Genomic DNA, 20,361 nt, shown 5'->3' with positions numbered 1-20,361 from the left:
TCGGCGGTTTTTACTCTTGCTTTGCCGCCGCCCTGGCCTGGGCCAGCCAGCCATCAAAGTTTTCTTTATGGCCCTTGATCCACAGATCCACATGGCGCTGGATATCGGCGGGCTTGTTCTGGCCGTCGTGCAGCATGCGGTTTTGCAGGCTGATATCACTGATGGGTAGTTGCATGATCTCGAACAGCTTGCCGGCCGCCGGGTTCTTCTCGACCCAGACCTTGTTGGCGACTATGTACTCGTTGTTCAGCGGAAAGCCGTAGTTGCGCCCATTGGGTAATTGCGTGTCCGTGCCGGCCTGCACGCCGGGCATGGACGAGAACGGCACCTGCAGCCAGGTCATCTCATGGCCGGGGCGCAGCACATTGCTGAGCCAGTATGGAGTCCAGGCGTAATAGAGCACGGGCTTGCCTGCCTTGAAGCGCGCCAGCGTGTCCGCAATCAGTGCGGGATAGTTGCCCTGGGTATAGCTGACGGTGTTTTGCAGGCCGAAGGCCTGGATCTGGTGCGCCACCACGGCCTCGCCGCCCCAGCCCGCGTTGGGGCCTATGAGATTGGCCTTGCCGTCGCCATCGATGTCAAACAGCTTGGCCAGCTTGGGGTCCTTGAGCTGGGCCAGGTTGGTGATCTGGTAGGCATCTGCCGTCTTCTTGTCGATCATGTAGCCCTGAACCGCACCGTGGGCGTACACGCCCTTGCGCGAGAGCTTGGCATCGCCACCGGCTTGCTTGTAGAACTCTGCGTGGTGCGGATTCCAGTGGTTGGCCATGAAGGTGGCATCGCCGTTGGCAACAGCCACGTGGATCAGCGGGTAGTCCAGCTCTTCCCAGGGCTTGACGGTATAGCCCAGCTGTTGCAAGGCCTTGATGACCAGCAGGGTCTGAAAATTCTCCTCGGCCAGCGCACTTTTGACCGGCAGCACCGTGATGCCCCGGCCCGGCAGGGCTTGGCTTGGCAAATCCTGACCCGCAGCCCAGCCGACGGCGTGGCTCAGGCTCAGCGCAGCCAAGGCGGTGGCGCCCAGCAACAACTGGCGCCGGCGGCCGCGAACCTGTGGGTGAAGGCTGGGGGTCATGGTTTGCAAAGTCTTGGTCATCTTTGTGTTTTTTCCTTTTGATGGGGTTGGGGCGCTAGGCCCAAAAAAACGGCGCCCGCCAAAGCGGTACGCCGTCAAGTCCATATGCGCGAGGGTCAGGACTTGGCTGCGGCGGCCTTGGCCTGGGCCAGCCAGTCGTCAAACGTCTTTTGATGGGCCTTGATCCAGGCTTGGGCGTGACGCTCGATGTCGGCAGGCTTGTTCTGGCCCTGGCTCATCATGAAGTTCTGGGCGTTGATGTCGCTCACGGGCACTTGCATGATTTCAAACAGCTTGGCGGCTGCCGGGTTGTCCGTGGCCCATGCCTTGTTGGCCACGATTTGCTGGTTGTTGGCAATAAAACCGTAGTTCTTGCCATTGGGCAGCTGGGTGTCGGTGCCCGCCTGCTCGCCGGGCAAGGCCGAGAACGGCACCTGCAGCCAGACCACATCCTTGCCGGGCTTGAGCACATTGCTCACCCAGTAAGGCGTCCAGGTGTAGTAGAGGATGGGCTTGCCCGCCTTGTAGCGGGTGATGGTGTCGGCCATCAGTGCCGAATACGTGCCCTGCTTGTGCGTGACGGTGTCCTGCAGCTTGTAGGCACCGAGCTGGTGCTCGATCATGGCTTCGCAGCCCCAGCCCGGCGTGCATCCGGTCAGATCGGCCTTGCCGTCACCGTCGGTGTCGAACAGCTTGGCGATGGCCGGGTCCTTGAGCTGGCCGATATTGCTGATCTTGTAGGCATCGGCGGTCTTTTTGTCGATCAGATAGCCCTGGGCGGCATTGGCCGAAAAAACGCCTTTGCGGTAGAGCTTGGCATCGCCACCGGCATTCTTGTAGTAATCGGCATGCAGCGGATTCCAGTGGTTGGCCATGAAAGTGGCATCACCGTTGGCCAGCGCGATATGGGCCGTGGGGTATTCCACTTCCTTGAGCGGCTGCACCTCGTAGCCCAGCTTTTGCAGCGCCTTGGTCACCAGCAGGGTTTGAAAGCTTTCTTCGGCAATCGAGCTTTTGAGCGGCTGGACCTTGATGCCCTTTCCGGGCAGATCGGCCGCAGCCTTGTCATCGGCCGCCTGTGCCGGAGAGCCGGCCAGGCTGAGCGCCATGGCAGCGGCACCGCTCAGCAGCAGGGCGTTCAGGCTGCGTCGGCAGGCAGCGGCAGGCAGGGTGGTGGTTTTCATGGTTTTCTCCTTATCGCGATCAGGCCGACTGGGCGCCGGTGTTGGCGGGGCGGGGAGCGGGCTGGCTCAGGGCCTGGCTTTGCGGCTTGCTCTGAGGCTGGGTTGGGGACTGGGTGCGATTGCGCATCAGGCGCAGCACCAGGCCGGCGGGGCCGGACTGCCACCAGCGGGCACCGCCGCGCTGGGCTTCACCCATGGCCTGGGTGATGCGGTCCAGCACGATGGCCAGCAGCACAATGCCCAGACCGCCTACGGTGGCCAGACCCATGTCCAGACGGCCGATGCCGCGCAGCACCATCTGTCCCAGACCGCCCACGGCAATCATGGAGGCGATGACCACCATGGACAGCGAGAGCATCAGTGCCTGGTTGATACCGGCCATGATGGAAGGCATGGCCAGCGGCAGTTGCACCTTCCACAGCAGCTGGGCGGGCGATGCGCCATAGGCGCGGCTGGCCTCGATCAGATCGGGACGCACCTGGCGTATGCCCAGGTTGGTCAAGCGGATCAGCGGCGGCAGCGCAAATACGATGGTCACGATCACGCCGGGCACGTTGCCGATGCCGAACAGCATGACCACGGGTACCAGATAGACAAAGGCGGGCGTGGTCTGCATGGCGTCTAGGAAAGGCCGCGTCCAGCGCTGGGCGCGGTCGCTCGAGGCCAGAAAGATGCCAGCAGGCAGGCCTATGACCACGCAGAAGAACAGCGAGGTCAGCACCAGGGCCAGGGTGACCATGGCTTCGGACCAGATGCCCAGCAAGGCCACGGTGAGCAGGGCCACGGCCGAGCCAATCGCCAGTTTGCGCCCGGCAAACTGCCAGGCCAGCAGGGCAATCAAGAGCACCAGCATCGGCATGGGTACGGCCAGCAGCACATCGGTCACCCCGTCCAGGGTGGCATCGATGGGCGTGCGGACAGCCTGGAAAAAAGGACGGAAGTGGTCGACCACCCAGGCCAGGCCCTGGTTGATGGAGTCCTGCACGGGCAGGCCTTCGGTGCTGATCTGATGCCACAGATGGGCCAGACCGCCGTCATCTGTGGGTGTATCTGTAGCGGCTGCGGCTTGCAGCCAGTCGCCGGAGGATTCCGTGGCGCCGCTGTCGGCCCAGGGATCGCTGGACGCCGCGTCGATGGGCATCGCTGTCGTGGTGGTAGCGGTGGCCGCAGTGCTGTCCGCTGCCGACGCTGCTGCCCATGGATCGTCAAAAGTGGCGGTATTGTTTGTGTTGTTTGCTATCAAATCATTCCCTCCTTACTGTGCTTGTTGTGCTGGTGCCGTGGCTTGCGCCGTCTGAGCGATCGTCACGCCAGACGGGACGCTGGTGTCGAGCTTGATGGTCGGAATTTCCTTTTGTGGCGGCGGCACGGGCGGGGTGTCGCGGTCCAGGAACTTGAGCATGGTGGTTCGGCTGATGACGCCCAGGTATTTGCCGTCTTCATCGACCACGGGCAAAGGGCAGGGAGGAGCCGCTACGACGCCAAACAGCTCGGCCACCGGGGTGTTGCCCGTGATGGACGGCACGTTTGGGATGAAGGCGTGCTCCAGACCCAGCATGCCTTGATGGCCGTGCAGCGCATCGCGCAGCGACTGCGACGAGACCACGCCGAGGAAACGTTTGCGGGCGTCGAGCACATAAGCGTGGTCGCGGTCCGAGTCTTCCAGCAGGCGCAAGGCAGCGCGGCAGCCGCGGTTGCGGTGCTCAGAGATCACGGTCAGCGCCTGGCGGGCAATGTCGGCGGCCTTGAAGACCGCGGCTGTATCCACGCCGCGCACAAAGTGGCGCACATAGTCGTTGGCGGGGCTGCGCAGGATTTCATCGGGCGTGCCGACCTGCTCCACCTGGCCGTCCTTCATGATGGCGATGTGATCGCCAATGCGCATGGCTTCGTCCAGATCGTGGGAGATGAAGACGATGGTGCGGCGCTTGATTTGCTGCAGTCGCAGCAATTCGCTTTGCATCTCGGTGCGGATGATGGGATCGAGTGCCGAAAAAGCCTCGTCCATCAGCAAGATGGAGGGGTCGGAGGCCAAGGCACGCGCCAGGCCCACGCGCTGCTGCATGCCGCCCGAGAGTTCATCGGGATAGCTGGCACCCCAGCCGCCCAGACCCACCTGCTCCAGCGCTTCCTGTGCGGCTTTCTGGCGCTCGGCCCGGTCCACGCCGGCCAGCTCCAGGCCAAACGCCGTGTTGTCCAGCACCGTCAGGTGGGGCATGAGGGCAAAGGACTGGAACACCATGGAGATGTCCTTGCGGCGCAGCGCACGCAAGTCCTTGTCGCTCAAGCCATTGATGTCGTCGCCGTCAATCAGGATGCGACCGGCCGTGGGCTCGATCAGGCGGTTGAGCATGCGCACCAGGGTGGACTTGCCCGAACCCGAGAGGCCCATGACAACGAAGATTTCACCGGCTTCGATGGTGAAACTGGCGTCGAACACGCCGATGGATTGCCCGGTCCGGGCGAGGATGTCCTGCTTGCTCGCGCCTTGTTTGACAAGGTTGAGTGCAGTTTTCGGGTCGTCACCGAAAACCTTGAAGACATGATCAATAACGATTTGCTTGGCCACTGTGGCGTTCTCCTTTGAATGAGAGGTGGAACACAGTCCAGCACCCGAACGACAACCGCCGTGGGTGCTGGCGCGCAAGCCAAAAGAAAGCCCTGATGCCGCAGCGCCACCCGGCCGACAGGGCTAGATGAGCTACGCGATGGTGCGGGTTGCACCTTGGGTCCGTCCGGATGGCACAAGCGATGTGCGCGCAAGGACGGCGAGAAGGCGAGAGTCGCGAGGCCGGTACCGACAGGCACGGGTGGCATCGCTGCATGCTCTCTGGCGGCTGAGTCCGGCAGGGTTGCCGGAGTGAGCCTTTTGCATCAGGGCCGTGTTTCGGCCCGTTTGGCGGGCTCGCAACCTTCAAAAGTGAGGTGCGAAATTCCCGCCGGGGAGTGGGTCAACCGTGCCATGGGAGCACGGAGACAACCTGCGAGGCAGGTGGTAAATGACTTTTTAATATATCGAATCGATTCTTACGTGTCAAATCGAGCTGTAAGCCTGGGCCTGAAAATCCCGCCATATCGGCCGATATGGGCTTTTGAAGGGCTGTGATTTTTTCAAAAACCATAGCTATAAGCGCTTGATATATCTTGATTTCTGGCTTTTTTGCTCAGAATCTGGCTTGCTTGTCAGGAAACTAAATGTTTCCGTGGTCAAGAAAAGGCCTTGGCGCATGAAAAAAGCCCCGCGATGTGCGTGGCATGGCGGGGCTTGAAGCGGGTTGGGCGGCCTATCAGTGGCGGTGCGCGCTGCTGGTAAGTTTGTCCGTCAGCGCAATGGCCAGAGCCGACAGCAGGAAGACCACATGAATGATGGTCTGCCACATCAGTACCTGCAGTTCATAGCTGCCCGCGTTGATGAAGGTCTTGAGCAGATGGATGGAGCTGATGCCGATGATGGACAGCGCCAGCTTGACCTTGAGCACCGAAGCGTTCACGTGGCTGAGCCACTCGGGCTGATCCGGGTGGCTGTCCAGGCCCATGCGGCTGACAAAGGTTTCATAGCCGCCCACGATGACCATGATCAGCAGATTGGAGATCATGACCACGTCGATCAGCGCCAGCACCACCAGCATGATGACGGTCTCATTGAGGCTGGTGATCTGCACATCACTCTTGTAGCCAATGCTGGTGACCAGGGCCTGCAAGGCTTCCTTGTTGCCGAAGACGGCTTCCACCAGATGCCACAACTCCAGCAGAAAGTGCCAGACGTAAACGGCCTGGGCGGCGATCAGTCCCAGGTACAGCGGCAGTTGCAGCCAGCGGCTGGCAAAAATCAATGAGGGCAAAGGACGCAAAACGGCAGCGGCCTGGCTGGGTTTTTGCGCGGGAGAACCTGCTTCGTTGGGGTGAGGGTGGCTCATGGTAGTGGCTAGAGGCGGCAGCGCACAGCGAACCCTGCATGAGGCCGGTCCGTTGCTGCAATGCCTGAAGTTGGAAGATAAAAAGAGAGCTGAGGACCGGCTGCGCGAGCTGGTGTGTTTTTGGGTGTGATAGCTGTGCTTGCCTACGGCCGCCACAAGCGGGGCAACGCCCCGAATCGGCACGGCAGCAGGCGCGAGATTCTACGGGCAGCGGAGCCGTGGTTTGGGTGAAAATGTATGTAAGCCTGTGGCGATCAAGCGCCAACTGCTTTCAAATTGTGAGCGGTAGAGGTATTGACACAAACGGTTGCGGCGAGACGCCATGCAAACGTGGCCTCAGTCAGTGGCGTGTAAGACCGACCCACGACAGTACACCCACAATAAATTCATTGGCATGCATAGGAGACAACAACGATGAGCACAGCGACATCAGCTATTGAATCGGTCCTGGTGGAAAACCGGGTCTTCCCGCCGCCTGCAACTTTTGCGGCCCAGGCCCGCATTGCCAGCATGGAGCAGTACCAGGCCTTGTGCGACGAGGCTGAGCGCGACTATGAAGGCTACTGGGCGCGTCTGGCCCGCGAGAACGTGGTCTGGAGCAAGCCCTTCACCCAGGTGCTCGATGAGAGCAATGCGCCGTTCTTCCAGTGGTTTGCCGACGGCGAGCTCAACGCCAGTGCCAACTGCCTGGACAAGCACATGGGCACGCCCGTCGAGCACAAGACGGCGATTATTTTCGAGGCCGACGGCGGCGAGGTCACCAAGGTCACTTACCGCGAGTTGCTCGAACGTGTCTCGCAGTTTGCCAACGGCCTGAAGGCCCATGGCGTGCAAAAGGGCGACCGCGTCCTGATCTACATGCCCATGACCATCGAGGGCGTGGTGGCCATGCAGGCCTGCGCGCGCATCGGCGCCACCCACTCCGTGGTGTTCGGCGGCTTCTCGGCCAAGGCCGTGCAGGAGCGCATTGTGGACGTGGGCGCCGTGGCGGTGATCACCTCCAACTACCAGATGCGCGGCGGCAAGGAGCTGCCCCTCAAATCCATCGTCGATGATGCGCTGGCGCTGGGCGGCTGCGAGGCCATCAAGAACGTGTTCGTGTACGAGCGCACGCCCACGGCCTGCAACCTAGTGGCCGGTCGCGACAAGACGTTCGGCGAGCTGCTGCAAGGCCAATCCAAGGAATGCGCTCCGGTCGCCGTGGGCGCCGAGCATCCGCTGTTCATCCTCTACACCAGTGGCTCCACCGGCAAGCCCAAGGGCGTGCAGCACGCCACCGGCGGTTACATGCTGTGGGCCAAGCAGACGGTGGACTGGACGTTCGACATGAAGGACAGCGATGTGTTCTGGTGCACGGCCGATATCGGCTGGATCACCGGTCACACCTATGTGGCCTACGGCCCCCTGGCCGCTGGCGCCACGCAAATCGTCTTCGAAGGCGTGCCCACCTTCCCCAACGCCGGGCGCTTCTGGCAGATGATCGAGCGCCATGGCTGCACCATCTTCTACACCGCACCCACGGCGATCCGTTCGCTGATCAAGGCGGCCGATTCCGACGCCGCCGTGCACCCCAAGAACTGGGATCTGTCCAGCTTGCGCCTGCTGGGCTCGGTGGGTGAACCCATCAATCCCGAAGCCTGGATGTGGTATCACAAGCACATCGGTGCCGAGCGCTGCCCGATCGTGGACACCTTCTGGCAGACCGAGAACGGCGGCCACATGATCACGCCGCTGCCCGGTGCCACGCCGCTGGTACCCGGCTCCTGCACGCTGCCGCTGCCCGGCATCACGGCTGCCATCGTCGATGAAACCGGCAACGACATGGCCAATGGTGCTGGCGGCATGCTGGTGGTGAAGAAGCCCTGGCCCAGCATGATCCGCAACATCTGGGGCGACCCCGAGCGCTTCAAGAAGAGCTATTTCCCCGAAGAGCTGGGCGGCAAGACCTATCTGGCCGGCGACGGCGCCGTGCGCAGCGTCGACCGTGGCTACTTCCGCATCACCGGTCGCATCGACGATGTGCTCAACGTCTCGGGCCACCGCATGGGTACCATGGAAATCGAATCCGCTCTGGTGTCCAAGACCGATCTGGTGGCCGAGGCTGCCGTGGTCGGCCGCCCCGACGATCTGACCGGCGAAGCCATCTGCGCCTTTGTGGTGTTGAAGCGTCCCGTGCCCCATGGCGAAGAAGCCAAGCAACTGGCCAACGAACTGCGCAACTGGGTGGCCAAGGAAATCGGCCCGATTGCCAAGCCCAAGGACATCCGCTTTGGCGAGAACCTGCCCAAGACCCGCAGCGGCAAGATCATGCGTCGTCTGCTGCGCTCGATTGCCAAGGGCGAGGCTATCACGCAGGACACCAGCACGCTGGAGAATCCCGCAATTCTGGAGCAGCTGGCCAAGACCAACTGAGGACCGCTGGCAGCACTTGCTGCCAGCGCGGAGATGGCCGATTTCAGTCATCTCCTGGCCCTCCTGCCCTAGCGGTGAAGGCTGCGAATCCGGGCGTAAAAGCCAAGCCGCTGTCGACAGCGGCTTGGCTTTTTGTTGACTATTGATGCGCAATTCTTGATAAATTGGGTTAAAACGCTTTCTGTAACCTGTGTTGTTATGGAGGACAAAACCATGAGCTTTCGCACAATTTCCCTGACCATCATCGTGGCTCTGATCGCCGTGCTGGCCGCTTTCAACTGGGGTGCCTTATCTGCGCCATCCACGGTTTCTCTGGGCTTTACCGAAGTTCAAGCGCCTTTGGGTGTGCTCATGCTGGCCTTGACGGCCTTGCTCAGCGTCTTTTTCATCGCCTATGTGCTGTGGATGCAGGGCTCGGTGCTGATGGAGGCACGTCGCCATGCCAAGGAAATGCAGGCCCAGCGCGAGCTGGCCGACAAGGCCGAGGTTTCGCGTTTCACCGAGCTGCGCTCCGTGATTGAAGCCATGCACGCCAAGGACAAGGAGGCGCTGATGGCCAGGCTGGATGCGCTGGAAGCCCATTTGGTCAGCCGAGCCCAGGAGTCCGACAACAGCACGGCTGCCTATGTGGGCCAGCTGGAGCAGCAGGTGCATCAGCTGAGTCAGTCGGGTTCGCGTTAAGCGTTTTTGATAGCATTTACCGCTGATCTCATAAGCGCTTGTAGCTTGGAAAGCATAAAAAAAAGCCGCTGCAGTGCAGCGGCTTTTTCGTGACCATGCGGCCAGGCGTGTGTGACGCGAATTACTTCTTGTCGCCGCCCAGCTGGGGCAGGGCAGTGCTGGTGCCCAGCGACAGCAGACCGGCCTTGGAGTAGATGGCCAGCTTGTCGCGGGTGTCCATCAGATCCAGATTGCGCATGGTCAGCTGGCCGATGCGGTCGGTGGGGCTGAACGGCGCGTCCTCCACCTTTTCCATGGACAGACGCTCGGGAGCGTAGGTCAGGTTGGGCGATTCGGTGTTCAGGATGGAGTAGTCGTTGCCGCGGCGCAGTTCCAGCGTCACGGTGCCGGTCACGGCACGGGCCACCCAGCGCTGGGCGGTTTCGCGCAGCATGATGGCTTGCGGGTCGAACCAACGGCCCTGGTACAGCAGACGGCCCAGGCGCAGGCCGTTGATGCGGTACTGCTCGATGGTGTCTTCGTTGTGGATGCCGGAGACCAGGCGTTCGTAGGCAATGTGCAGCAAGGCCATGCCGGGGGCTTCGTAGATGCCGCGGCTCTTGGCTTCGATGATGCGGTTTTCGATCTGGTCGCTCATGCCCAGGCCGTGGCGGCCGCCGATGCGATTCAGCTCCAGGAAAACTTCCACGGCGTCGGTGTATTCCTTGCCGTTGATGGCCACGGGGCGGCCTTCATCGAAGGTGATGGAGACTTCTTCGGCCAGAACTTCGACTTCGGGCTTCCAGAACGCCACGCCCATGATGGGGTTGACGATGCGGATGCCGCTGTTCAGTTGCTCCAGGTCCTTGGCCTCGTGGGTGGCGCCCAGCATGTTGGAGTCGGTGGAATAGGCTTTTTCGGCCGACATCTTGTAGCCGAAACCTTCCTTGGTCATGAAGGCCGACATTTCGGCGCGACCGCCGAGTTCGTCGATGAAGGCGTTGTCCAGCCAGGGCTTGTAGATCTTCAGCGCCGGGTTGGTGAGCAGACCGTAGCGATAGAAACGCTCGATGTCATTGCCCTTGAAGGTGGAGCCGTCACCCCAGATGTTGACGTCGTCTTCCTTCATGGCCGCCACCAGCATGGTGCCGGTCACGGCGCGGCCCAGGGGGGTGGTGTTGAAGTAGGTGATGCCGCCGGTGGAGATGTGGAAGGCGCCGGCCTGGATGGCGGCAATACCTTCGTTGGCCAGCTGGCTGCGGCAGTCGATCAGACGGGCCTGTTCTGCGCCGTACTCCATCGCCTTGCGGGGGATTTCGTCGTAGTCGGCTTCGTCGGGCTGGCCCAGGTTGGCCGTGTAGGCGTAGGGCACGGCACCCTTGTTCTTCATCCAGCGCAGTGCAGCACTGGTGTCCAGGCCGCCGGAGAAAGCGATGCCGACCTTCTGGCCGACGGGTACGTGTTGCAGGATGGTTTCCATGAGATTTCTCTTTAAATTGATAGCGGCAAGCGCTTGACAGTTAAGCGCCTGGGGCTAAAAAAGCTTTGAATCTGCGACTGCCGGGCCGATGCGGCTCAAGCGTAGTGGCAGATGTAGTGGTAAGCCTCGGTCACGCGGATGTCGAACTTGGAGTTCGCAGGGATGTGAAAGCTCTCGCCTGCGGCAGACTTCTTCCACTCGTCGCTGCCGTCGAGCTTGTATTCGCACGCGCCGCCCACGCATTCCATGATTTCCGCAGCCGCCGTGCCAAAAGTCAAGGTGGCAGGCAAAACCACGCCCACGGACTTCTTGGTGCCGTCGGCCAGCGTGAAGCTGTGGCTGACGCACTTGCCGTCAAAGTACACATTGGCCTTGGTAGTGAGGCTGACGCCTTGAATGGATTCAGTGGTCATGGAAAAGGGCGCAAAGCGCGGTCAAAGGTCAAAACCAGTCATTTTAGGCCAGGCCTTAGCCTGCTGCGCGAATGCCCCAAAGAACAAGAGCCCCGACAGTGGGGCTCTGGGTTCACGCAATCAGCGATGGCTGGCGTGCTTATCGACGCCAGCCGTGGTTGCCAGGGCGTGGGTGGTAGCCGCCATGACCACGGTAGTAATGACTGGGGCGGGTGGCATAGTAGGCGCCGGCACCGATCACGGCACCGATCAGCAGCGGTGCCACGTAGTCAGAGGCTGAATAGCTGCCGCTGGAATAAGCCGGTGCCACGGGCTGGGGCGTGTAGTAGCCGCCTTGATAGCCTTGCGGATAGTCGCCGGGGTAGCCGTTTTGGTAGTTGGTCGAGTAAGCGGCCTGGGGAGGCTGCTGATTGCTGTAGTAGCCGTTGCTGCCATAGGCTGCATCGTTGTTGGCCGGCTGCACGCTCAGCGCAATCCAGTCGCCGGGCGGCGTGCTGGTCTGCGTGGTGTAGTTGCGGCCACGGTACTCATAGACCACGTTGTAGCCCACGGTCTGGTTGCGGTAGAAGGTCTGCGTGCCGCATTGGCGCACGGTCTGATACTGGGCCGGGCCTGAGGTCTCGGCTTGATTGCCCAGCATGGCACCGCCCACGACGCCGGCGGCTGTAGCCGCTGCACGCCCGCCGCCGCCACCAATGGCATTGCCCAGCACGCCGCCGGCAATGGCGCCAATCACGGCACCCGCGCCGGTGCTGCGCGGCGCCACGGCCACTGTCTGGTCATTGCAGACCTGTTGCGGTACGGCTACCTGCTGGGTAATCGGGGTGGCGGACAGCACGCGACCTTGCTCCTGGGCCAGGGCCACAGTGCCGGTTGCTGCTGCAAGAGTCATCACGATCAGGGTCTTCATGCTTTTCTCCAATCTCAGTACTTAACGCACCAGAGCAGCTAAAAGTTTAGTCCCAGCTTGTGAAGTGCAAGAGCCAGTAGGGTAAATCTAGGTAAACCCTTGTGCTTATGTGAGTGTTTGCTTCTGGTGGTGGACTTTAGCGTGCGCGATCTTGCCAGTCTTCGGGCTTGAAGCCCACGGTGACCTGGCCGTCAGCCCATTCCACCACGGGGCGCTTGATGGTGCTGGCGTGCTCCCGCATCACGGCGGCGGCGCTGGACTCGTCAATGGCGCCGGCCTTGGTGGCCTCGTCCAGCTTGCGCCAGCTCGTGCCCTGGCGGTTGAGCAGCTTTTCCCAGCCCACAGCCGCCATCCAGTGCGGCAGACGTTCGGCGGGCACGCCTTGTTTCTTGAAATCGTGGAACTGGTAGTCAATACCGTGCTCGGTCAGCCAGTTGCGGGCTTTCTTGACGGTGTCGCAGTTGGGTATTCCAAAGAGGGTGACGCGAGTGCTCATAAGGGGGCTCCTGTAATGGCTTGAAGCATTTGTCTATCTGGGCCGGCCACAAGGCCTCTAGGGCTGGGCGACAATAGCGAGCAGTATGCACACCACATTTCCCTCTCTGGATGAATGGCTGGCTTATTGCGAGCGACTGCATCCCCAAAATATTGCCCTGGGCCTGGACCGCGTGCGCGAAGTTGCACAACGCATGGGTCTGCATTTTGAATGCCCCGTCATCACGGTAGCCGGAACCAATGGCAAAGGTTCTACCTGCGCCATGCTGGAAGCCGTTGCCCTGCAATCGGGCTACCGCCCCGGCGTGTTCACCTCGCCCCATCTGGTGCATTTCGAGGAGCGCTGCCGCGTAGGGGGCGAGATTGTCTCGGCCCAGCAGCTGATGGCTCACTTCGAACAGGTCGAGCAAGCCCGGGTGCAGGACGGAAAAGAGGTGGCACTCACTTACTTTGAGTTCACCACGCTGGCCATTCTTCATCTGATGAGCCAGTCCAAGCTGGATGTGGCGATTCTGGAAGTCGGTCTGGGTGGGAGACTGGATGCCACCAATATTGTGGATGCCGATTGCGCCGTCATCACCAGCATCGACCTGGATCACATGGAACTGCTGGGCCCGGACCGCGAAAGCATAGGCCGCGAGAAGGCTGGCATCATGCGCGCCGGCCGCCCCGTGGTGGTCAGCGATCCGGTGCCGCCGCAAAGCGTGATTGACCACGCTGCCGAAATCGGTGCCGATCTCTGGCGCTTTGGCAAGGACTTCAATTACGACGGCGACAAGCAGCAATGGGGCTGGGCCGGTCGTGGCCGCCGTTACGCCGGTCTGGCCTATCCGGCACTGCGCGGCGCCAACCAGCTGGTCAATGCCGCTGGTGTGTTGGCCGCGTTTGAGGCGATTCGCTCTCTGTTGCCCGTCACGGCCCAGGCCGTGCGCACCGGCCTGTCCATGGTGGAGCTGCCCGGACGCTTTCAGATCGTTCCCGGCCAGCCCACGCTGGTGCTGGATGTGGCGCACAACCCGCACTCGGTGGCGGCGCTCACGGCCAATCTGGATGCCATGGGCTACTTTCCCCGCACCCACGCCGTATTCGGTGCCATGGCGGACAAGGACTGGGTGCCCATGCTCACCAAGGTGGCTCCGCTGATCGATCACTGGTACTTCACCGACCTGCCCACGGCGCGTGCGGATTCGGCGCAAGGCCTCAAGGCCAAGCTCGAGGAGCTGCAGGCCACGGCAGGGCTGCGCAAGGATGTGAGCCTGCAAACCTTTGCCAGCCCCCAGCAGGCGCTGGACGCGGCCGTGGAGGCTTCGGATGCGGCTGATAGAATCGTGGTCTTTGGCTCGTTCTTCACCGTGGGTGGTGTGCTGCAAAACGGCACTCCCCGTCTGAGCGCCAAGCATCTGGGCCATTGAAACTGATAGGGTCGCTTCGAGTCGCCTGGCTGCAGCCTGCAAGAGCTGTGGCTAGCGCTCGAATTAGGCCGTAAATGGGCTGTCTTCAGGCCCGAATGAGTCCGTACTACATGGCACTTTTCAATATTCGTTGGCCGGGCAAGAAAAACGACGCGGCAGACTCCACAGCGGGCGCCAAGCGTCCCAGCCGTCTGCCTCAGGGCGAGACCGTGGAAGCCATGCGTCGCCGTGCACGTCATCGCCTCATTGGCGCGGCCGTGCTGGTGCTGGTGGGCGTGGTGGGCTTTCCGCTGCTGTTCGATACCCAGCCGCGCCCGATTCCTGTCGATATCCCCATCGAGATTCCGGATCGCGACAATGCCGCGCCCGTGGTGGTGCCTGGAAGCCGTGGCACGGGTGCGACGACTGCGCCGACCGGACACGTAGCCGCTGGCGCCTCTCTGGATGATGGTGAAGAGGTATTGGCCCCGGCTCCTGCGCCTGCAGTTTCTGCGCCGCGTGCGGCCGTGGCTGCCACGCCGGCCCCGGCTGCTGCCATCGTGGCGCCTTCGGCTCCCGTGGTTGCGGCGATTGCGCCGCCTGCGCCCAAGCCTGAGGTCAAGAAACCTGAACCTAAGCCCGAACCCAAGCCGGAGGTCAAGGCCAAGCCCGAGGTGAAAAAGCCCGAGCCCAAGCCGGAACCTAAGCCCGAGCCCAAACACAAGCCGGACACCAGCAAAAGTGATGATGCGGCCCGTGCCCGTGCGCTGCTAGAAGGGCGCAGTGCGCCGGAAGCCTCGGCAGCCAAAGAGTCGGCAGGCGGCAACGAGCGCTTTATCGTGCAGATCGGCGCTTTTGCCGAAGTCGGCAAGGCCAATGAAATCAAGTCCAAGCTCGGTGGCGGTGCCTTCACCCAGACCGTGGATACCAAGGATGGCAAGCGTACCCGCGTGCGCATGGGGCCTTTCAAGAGCCGCGAGGAAGCCGACAAGGCCGCTGCGCGCGCCAAGGGGCTGGGCTTGCCGGCTTCGGTGTTCAAGGGCTGATGCAGCCGCCTGAGCGTTTTGGGGTGTTGCCTTGATGACCACGCTGGACTGGATTTTGGTGGCCGTTGTGCTGGGCTCCATGTTGTTGGGGGCTTGGCGCGGTCTGGTCTATGAGGTGCTGTCGTTGCTGGGCTGGATCGTGGCCTTTGTCGTCGCCCGCAACTGGGCGCATGAGGTGGCTGTGTGGCTGCCGCTTGATGGTTGGGATATGCAGCTGCGCTATGCCGCAGGCTTTGTATTGCTGCTGGTGGGGGCCATGTTTGCTTGGGGGCTGGTGTCATGGCTGGCCAAACAACTGATAGAAGCTGTGGGTTTGCGGCCGGTGGACAGAGCCTTGGGCTCACTCTTTGGTATCTTGCGGGCCATGGTGCTGTTGCTGGTGCTGGCCCTGGTGATTCGATATACGCCGCTGCACAGTGCGCATTGGTGGCAGGAGTCGGCGCTGGCGCCGTTTCTGTCGCAAGCGTTGGGGTGGGTGCAGCCCGCGCTGCCCGGGCAGTGGGAGCAATGGCAGTGGGAACAATATTTGCCAGCCGCTTCTTCTTGAGGTGGGCTGGTTTGTCTCCAAATACCGAGGGTGTCTGGAGACTGACAGGGTGGCGGCCAGGTGCTGCGGCCCTGGACTTGAATTCGGTGTAGAGGCATAAGCTCTGCGCCTGATGTCAAACGCAGGCCGGCCAATGGGTGGCGAGGCAGGCGAGTGTGGCGAGGGATTGCCTTCGCGAACAGATGGAACGCTACTATGTGTGGAATCGTTGGTGTGGTCAGCACCGCACCCGTGAATCAGCTGATTTATGACGCTTTGCTGCTGCTGCAGCACCGTGGTCAGGATGCCGCCGGCATCGTGACCCAGCAGGAACGCAAGTTCTTCATGCACAAGGCCAAGGGCATGGTGAAGGACGTGTTTCGCACCCGCAACATGCGTGCTCTGCCCGGCAATGTGGGCCTGGGCCAGGTGCGCTATCCCACGGCCGGCAATGCATCCAGCGAGGAAGAGGCCCAGCCTTTCTATGTGAATGCGCCATTCGGCATCGTGATGGTGCACAACGGCAACCTCACCAACGCCAAGCAGCTGCGTAGCGAGCTGGCGGAGACCGATCACCGCCACACCAACACCGAGAGCGACTCCGAAGTGCTGCTCAACGTGCTGGCCCATGAGATTGGCCGTGCCTCAAGCGGTGCGCCGCTCAAGACCGAAGATGTGTTTCAGGCCGTGCGTGCCGTGCACAAGCGCATCAAGGGCTCGTATGCCGTGATCGCCCTGATTGCCGGTTACGGCCTGCTGGCCTTCCGCGATCCCTTCGGCATCCGTCCCCTTTGCATCGGCAAGGGCGCGGATGGCACGCATATGCTGGCCAGCGAATCCGTGGCCCTGGAAGGCACGCTGCATCAGTTCGAGCGCGATGTGGCACCTGGCGAAGCCGTGTTCATCAGCAACGACGGCACGGTGCACAGCGAGCAATGCAGCGACAAGAGCGAGCTGCACCCCTGCGTGTTCGAATACGTTTATCTGGCCCGTCCGGACTCGACCATGGACGGCATTTCCGTCTATCAGGCCCGTCTGAACATGGGTGAGACCCTGGCCAAGCGCGTGGTATCTGTGGTGCCGCCCAACGAAATCGATGCGGTGATTCCGATTCCAGAATCCAGCCGCCCCAGCGCCATGCAACTGGCACAGCTCTTGGGCATCCCTTACCGCGAAGGTTTTGTGAAAAACCGCTACGTGGGCCGTACCTTCATCATGCCGGGCCAGGGCGCACGCAAGAAATCGGTGCGCCAGAAGCTCAATGCCATCGGCAGCGAGTTCAAGGGCCGTAACGTGCTGCTGGTGGACGACTCCATCGTGCGCGGTACGACCTCCAAGGAAATCGTGCAGATGGCCCGTGACGCCGGTGCCAACAAGGTCTATCTGGCCTCGGCCGCGCCTCCCGTGCGCCACCCCAACGTCTACGGCATCGACATGCCCACCCGCACCGAGCTGGTAGCCTATGGCCGCACGGTGGAAGAAATCCGCCAGGTCATTGGCTGCGACGCGCTGATTTATCAGGATGTGGATGCCATGAAGCAGGCGGTTGGCAAAATCAACACGGCGGTTCAAGGTTTTGAAGCCTCCTGCTTTGATGGCGTCTACATCACCGGCGATATCTCCGACGAAGAAGTCACAGCCCTCAACGAAGGCCGCAACCGCGGTGCAGAAGAAGAGCAGGAAGACACTTCCCGCCTGTCTCTGCCCAACGCCCAGGAAAACTGAACTTCCGCTCTTCCCCGGCCGGCGGTGTAGATGCCGCAAGCCTTGCGATGCGTTGCGCGGGCAGTGCATCGCGATCGGGAGGACAATGGAGGCCGGGATTTCTCCCGTTCATTCAAAAGATGAGCTTGCTGCGCATGCCAATCAATAATTTCAGCTTGTTTCAAGCCTGGAATCGATGAAAGACGTGCGCAGACCGCTCCTTTTTTAATACCTCGGCAGATGCGTATGCTGCCGGCACGGATCGGCAAGATGAAAATGGGAGGTGGCCGTTGAAAAGGCCACTTCGTGTTTTCAGGGGCCGTGTCTGAACCACTTGGATCTGACGATTGTGACTACAAAGACATTACCCGAAGGTTTGCATCCCGACACCCTGGCCGTGCGCGAAGCCGTTGAGCGCAGCCAGTGGGGCGAGCACAGCGAAGCGCTGTACATGACCAGCAGCTTTGTGCAGCCCGACTGCGCCACTGCCGCCCGCCGCTTTGCCAACGAAGAACCGGGCTATACCTATAGCCGCACGACCAATCCCACGGTCAGCAGCTTCGAGCGCCGTCTGGCGGCCATGGAAGGCACGGAATGCGCCGTGGCCACTTCCACCGGCATGTCGGCCATCTTGCTGGTCGCGCTGACCGCCTTGAAGGCCGGCGATCATGTGATCTGCTCGCTGTCCATGTTCGGCTCCACCATCAAGCTGCTGGGCACGGAAATGGCACGCTTCGGTGTGGAAACCACATTTGTGCCCCAAACCGATGTCGCCGCCTGGAAGGCTGCCGTCAAGCCCAATACCCGTCTGCTGTTTGCCGAGACGCCCACCAATCCGCTGGCCGATCTGTGCGACATTGCCGCGCTGGCCGAAGTGGCCCATGCCAACAATGCCTTGCTGGCCGTGGACAACAGCTTTGCCACGCCCATTCTGCAGCAGCCCGCCAAGCTGGGTGCCGACATCGTCGTGCACTCGGGCACCAAGTTCCTTGATGGTCAGGGCCGCGTGATGGCCGGTGCCGTCTGCGGCTCGGTGGCGCTGGTGGACAAGGTCATGGGCACGTTCTTGCGCAGCGGCGGTCTGAATATCGCCCCGTTCAACGCCTGGGTGGTGATGAAGGGTCTGGAAACCCTGTCCCTGCGCGTCAAGGCGCAAAGCGCTGCAGCGCTGGAGCTGGCCACCTGGCTGGAATCCCATCCCAAGGTGGCCCGCGTTTACTATCCCGGTCTCAAGAGCCACGGTCAGCACGAGCTGGCCATGCGCCAGCAAAACGGCATGGGCGGAGCGGTGCTGGCATTTGATGTGGTGGGCGAGGGTGCCGAGCAACTGCGCGCCAATGCCTTCCACGTGGTTGACAGCACTCAGGTGTGCTCCATCACCGCCAACCTGGGCGATGTGAAAACCACCATCACCCATCCGGCCAGCACCTCGCACGGCCGCCTGACCGAAGAACAGCGCCAGGCTGCTGGCGTGGGTCAGGGTCTGATTCGTATCTCCGTGGGTCTCGAGCATCTCGAAGATCTGAAAAACGATGTCGCCCGCGGACTGGACACACTGTAATGACACAAAAAATTCGCACCCGTTTTGCCCCGTCGCCTACCGGCTTCATCCACCTGGGCAATATCCGTTCGGCTCTGTACCCCTGGGCCTTTGCCCGCGCCAATGGCGGCGACTTCGTGCTGCGCATCGAAGATACCGATCTGGAGCGCTCCACCCAGGCATCGGTGGACGTGATCATCGAAGGCATGGCCTGGCTGCAGCTGGACCACGACGAAGGCCCGTTCTATCAAATGCAGCGCATGGAGCGCTACAAAGAAGTGTTGGCCACGCTGCAGGCCAAGGGCTATGTCTATCCCTGCTATATGAGCATGCAAGAGTTGGATGCTCTGCGCGAAAAGCAGATGGCCAACAAGGAAAAGCCTCGCTACGACGGTACATGGCGTCCCGAAGAGGGCAAGGTGCTGCCGCCGATTCCTGAAGGCGTCAAGCCTGTGCTGCGTTTCAAGACACCGCAAAGCGGCGTCGTGGCCTGGGAAGACAAGTGCAAGGGCCGCATCGAGTTCCAGAACACCGAACTCGACGATCTGGTGATCGCCCGCCCCGACGGCACGCCCACCTATAACTTCTGCGTCTGCGTCGATGACATGGACATGAACATCACCCACGTGATTCGTGGCGATGATCACGTCAACAACACGCCGCGCCAGATCCATATCTTCGAAGCCCTGGGCGCCACCGTGCCCGTGTTCGCCCATCTGCCTACCGTGCTCAACGAGCAAGGCGAGAAGATGAGCAAGCGCAACGGCGCCAAGGCCGTGACCCAGTACCGTGATGAGGGCTATCTGCCCGATGCCATGGTGAACTATCTGGCCCGCCTGGGCTGGAGCCACGGCGACGATGAAATCTTCAGCCGTGCCCAGTTCCTGGAATGGTTCAATCTGGATCATCTGGGCCGCAGCGCCGGCCAGTTCGACGAAGCCAAGCTGCGCTGGGTCAATGCCCAGCACATGAAGGCCATGGACGACGTGGCGCTGGCCGCCATGGCCAAGCCTTTCGTGCTCAAGGCTGGTGTCGATGCCGCCTTGCTCGATGCTGATGACCGCTTGGTGCGCATCACGGCCTTGTTCAAGGATCGCTGCGAAACCCTGGTGGATCTGGCCAACTGGGCCAAGGTCTTCTATGTGGATGCCGTGGAGCGCAATGCCGAGGACTATGCCAAGCACGTGACCGAAGTCGCCACGCCGGTGCTGGATGCCTTTGCTGCGGCCATGCAAACCGTGGAATGGACCAAGGAGGCCATTGCCGCTGCCATCAAGGAAGTGCTCAAGGCCCAGGGTGTGAAGATGCCTGTGCTGGCCATGCCGGTACGTGTTTTGACCGTGGGTACGGCCCATACGCCATCGGTGGATGCGGTGCTGGAATTGCTCGGACGCGAAAAAATTCTTGCACGTTTGGGAAACCGCTAAAAATACGCATATAATTCGAGGCTCTGCACAACGCGACAAATTAAAAGTTGCAAAGCGCAGAGTGAGAATTTTGGGGGTATAGCTCAGCTGGGAGAGCGCTTGCATGGCATGCAAGAGGTCATCGGTTCGATCCCGTTTACCTCCACCAAAGTTTGATGACGGCTGATTGAAAAATCAGNAT

17 protein-coding genes and 1 tRNA gene are annotated in these 20,361 nt (G+C 61.5%); 9 read left to right on the top strand and 9 right to left on the bottom strand.

All coding sequences use genetic code 11. The features are described from left to right. Window positions 1-10 precede the first annotated feature (10 nt). The 5 genes from proX (ACNAZA_RS10960) to ACNAZA_RS10940 all read right to left on the bottom strand — a co-directional run bounded on the left by proX (ACNAZA_RS10960) (window position 11) and on the right by ACNAZA_RS10940 (window position 6,176). Entirely contained in the window at window positions 11-1,096 is a 1,086-nt protein-coding gene (gene proX, locus ACNAZA_RS10960) for a glycine betaine/L-proline ABC transporter substrate-binding protein ProX (protein WP_415796602.1), read from the bottom strand. 95 nt (window positions 1,097-1,191) lie between these two features. After that, window positions 1,192-2,184 (bottom strand): glycine betaine/L-proline ABC transporter substrate-binding protein ProX, encoded by a 993-nt coding sequence (proX, locus tag ACNAZA_RS10955; RefSeq protein WP_415796733.1) that lies wholly within the window; start codon window positions 2,182-2,184, stop codon window positions 1,192-1,194. Window positions 2,185-2,278: 94 nt separating this feature from the next. After that, a complete protein-coding gene (gene proW, locus ACNAZA_RS10950) occupies window positions 2,279-3,502 on the bottom strand; it encodes a glycine betaine/L-proline ABC transporter permease ProW (RefSeq protein ID WP_415796601.1) in 1,224 nt (407 codons plus the stop codon). A 12-nt stretch (window positions 3,503-3,514) separates the two neighbouring features. Further along, complete coding sequence (gene proV, locus ACNAZA_RS10945) at window positions 3,515-4,828, bottom strand: glycine betaine/L-proline ABC transporter ATP-binding protein ProV (RefSeq protein ID WP_415796600.1); 1,314 nt, start codon at window positions 4,826-4,828, stop codon at window positions 3,515-3,517. Window positions 4,829-5,546: 718 nt separating this feature from the next. Further along, the gene (locus ACNAZA_RS10940; RefSeq protein WP_120966926.1) at window positions 5,547-6,176 is read right to left on the bottom strand and encodes a TIGR00645 family protein; all 630 of its coding nucleotides are present in this window, start codon (window positions 6,174-6,176) and stop codon (window positions 5,547-5,549) included. Window positions 6,177-6,590: 414 nt separating this feature from the next. Between ACNAZA_RS10940 and acs the strand changes: the two genes are divergently transcribed. Both acs and ACNAZA_RS10930 read left to right on the top strand, forming a co-directional pair. After that, window positions 6,591-8,588 carry an acetate--CoA ligase gene (acs, locus tag ACNAZA_RS10935; RefSeq protein WP_415796599.1) on the top strand — a complete coding sequence of 666 codons (1,998 nt, stop codon included), beginning with the start codon at window positions 6,591-6,593 and terminating at the stop codon, window positions 8,586-8,588. Between the two features lie 213 nt (window positions 8,589-8,801). Further along, on the top strand, window positions 8,802-9,269 hold the full coding sequence (locus tag ACNAZA_RS10930; protein ID WP_415796598.1) for a LapA family protein: 468 nt from the start codon (window positions 8,802-8,804) through the stop codon (window positions 9,267-9,269). Between the two features lie 121 nt (window positions 9,270-9,390). On the opposite strand, the gene argG is transcribed toward ACNAZA_RS10930, so the two are convergent. The 4 genes from argG to ACNAZA_RS10910 form a co-directional block, all read right to left on the bottom strand. Beyond that, the gene (gene argG, locus ACNAZA_RS10925) at window positions 9,391-10,728 is read right to left on the bottom strand and encodes an argininosuccinate synthase (protein ID WP_415796597.1); all 1,338 of its coding nucleotides are present in this window, start codon (window positions 10,726-10,728) and stop codon (window positions 9,391-9,393) included. Window positions 10,729-10,823: 95 nt separating this feature from the next. Next, entirely contained in the window at window positions 10,824-11,141 is a 318-nt protein-coding gene (gene ppnP, locus ACNAZA_RS10920) for a pyrimidine/purine nucleoside phosphorylase (protein ID WP_415796596.1), read from the bottom strand. 139 nt (window positions 11,142-11,280) lie between these two features. Further along, the gene (locus ACNAZA_RS10915; protein ID WP_415796595.1) at window positions 11,281-12,051 is read right to left on the bottom strand and encodes a glycine zipper 2TM domain-containing protein; all 771 of its coding nucleotides are present in this window, start codon (window positions 12,049-12,051) and stop codon (window positions 11,281-11,283) included. 136 nt (window positions 12,052-12,187) lie between these two features. Then, window positions 12,188-12,547, bottom strand: a complete 360-nt coding sequence (locus ACNAZA_RS10910; protein WP_415796594.1) for an ArsC family reductase — start codon at window positions 12,545-12,547, stop codon at window positions 12,188-12,190. Between the two features lie 85 nt (window positions 12,548-12,632). Between ACNAZA_RS10910 and folC the strand changes: the two genes are divergently transcribed. From folC to ACNAZA_RS10875, 7 genes are all read left to right on the top strand, one after another. After that, on the top strand, window positions 12,633-13,958 hold the full coding sequence (gene folC / locus ACNAZA_RS10905) for a bifunctional tetrahydrofolate synthase/dihydrofolate synthase (protein ID WP_415796593.1): 1,326 nt from the start codon (window positions 12,633-12,635) through the stop codon (window positions 13,956-13,958). A 110-nt stretch (window positions 13,959-14,068) separates the two neighbouring features. Next, on the top strand, window positions 14,069-14,983 hold the full coding sequence (locus ACNAZA_RS10900) for an SPOR domain-containing protein (RefSeq protein ID WP_415796592.1): 915 nt from the start codon (window positions 14,069-14,071) through the stop codon (window positions 14,981-14,983). A gap of 34 nt (window positions 14,984-15,017) precedes the next feature. Continuing rightward, window positions 15,018-15,530, top strand: a complete 513-nt coding sequence (locus ACNAZA_RS10895; protein ID WP_415796732.1) for a CvpA family protein — start codon at window positions 15,018-15,020, stop codon at window positions 15,528-15,530. Between the two features lie 195 nt (window positions 15,531-15,725). Further along, a complete protein-coding gene (gene purF, locus ACNAZA_RS10890) occupies window positions 15,726-17,234 on the top strand; it encodes an amidophosphoribosyltransferase (RefSeq protein WP_415796591.1) in 1,509 nt (502 codons plus the stop codon). A 328-nt stretch (window positions 17,235-17,562) separates the two neighbouring features. Continuing rightward, window positions 17,563-18,774: an O-succinylhomoserine sulfhydrylase gene (locus ACNAZA_RS10885; RefSeq protein WP_415796590.1), complete on the top strand. Its 1,212-nt coding sequence runs from the start codon at window positions 17,563-17,565 to the stop codon at window positions 18,772-18,774. Next, window positions 18,774-20,180 (top strand): glutamate--tRNA ligase, encoded by a 1,407-nt coding sequence (gltX, locus tag ACNAZA_RS10880; RefSeq protein WP_415796589.1) that lies wholly within the window; start codon window positions 18,774-18,776, stop codon window positions 20,178-20,180. Before ACNAZA_RS10885 ends, gltX begins: the two co-directional genes overlap by 1 nt. A gap of 72 nt (window positions 20,181-20,252) precedes the next feature. After that, window positions 20,253-20,328, top strand: a tRNA-Ala gene (locus ACNAZA_RS10875). Window positions 20,329-20,361: the final 33 nt, after the last annotated feature.

It is taken from the genome of Comamonas aquatilis, assembly GCF_965139575.1.
Classification (GTDB): Bacteria; Pseudomonadota; Gammaproteobacteria; order Burkholderiales; family Burkholderiaceae_C; genus Comamonas; species Comamonas aquatilis.
The sequence above is the reverse complement of the archived record's forward strand: the minus strand, read 5'-3'. Positions and strand labels throughout refer to the sequence as shown.

Coding starts and splice junctions, on each gene's coding strand:
- ACNAZA_RS10910 (WP_415796594.1), bottom strand. CDS start 12,547: ATGAGCACTCGCGTCACCCTCTTTGGAATACCCAACTGCGACACCGTC.
- gltX (WP_415796589.1), top strand. CDS start 18,774: ATGACACAAAAAATTCGCACCCGTTTTGCCCCGTCGCCTACCGGCTTC.
- proX (WP_415796602.1), bottom strand. CDS start 1,096: ATGACCAAGACTTTGCAAACCATGACCCCCAGCCTTCACCCACAGGTT.
- acs (WP_415796599.1), top strand. CDS start 6,591: ATGAGCACAGCGACATCAGCTATTGAATCGGTCCTGGTGGAAAACCGG.
- argG (WP_415796597.1), bottom strand. CDS start 10,728: ATGGAAACCATCCTGCAACACGTACCCGTCGGCCAGAAGGTCGGCATC.
- proX (WP_415796733.1), bottom strand. CDS start 2,184: ATGGCGCTCAGCCTGGCCGGCTCTCCGGCACAGGCGGCCGATGACAAG.
- ACNAZA_RS10930 (WP_415796598.1), top strand. CDS start 8,802: ATGAGCTTTCGCACAATTTCCCTGACCATCATCGTGGCTCTGATCGCC.
- ACNAZA_RS10915 (WP_415796595.1), bottom strand. CDS start 12,051: ATGAAGACCCTGATCGTGATGACTCTTGCAGCAGCAACCGGCACTGTG.
- purF (WP_415796591.1), top strand. CDS start 15,726: ATGTGTGGAATCGTTGGTGTGGTCAGCACCGCACCCGTGAATCAGCTG.
- folC (WP_415796593.1), top strand. CDS start 12,633: ATGCACACCACATTTCCCTCTCTGGATGAATGGCTGGCTTATTGCGAG.
- ACNAZA_RS10940 (WP_120966926.1), bottom strand. CDS start 6,176: ATGAGCCACCCTCACCCCAACGAAGCAGGTTCTCCCGCGCAAAAACCC.
- ACNAZA_RS10895 (WP_415796732.1), top strand. CDS start 15,018: ATGACCACGCTGGACTGGATTTTGGTGGCCGTTGTGCTGGGCTCCATG.
- ACNAZA_RS10900 (WP_415796592.1), top strand. CDS start 14,069: ATGGCACTTTTCAATATTCGTTGGCCGGGCAAGAAAAACGACGCGGCA.
- ppnP (WP_415796596.1), bottom strand. CDS start 11,141: ATGACCACTGAATCCATTCAAGGCGTCAGCCTCACTACCAAGGCCAAT.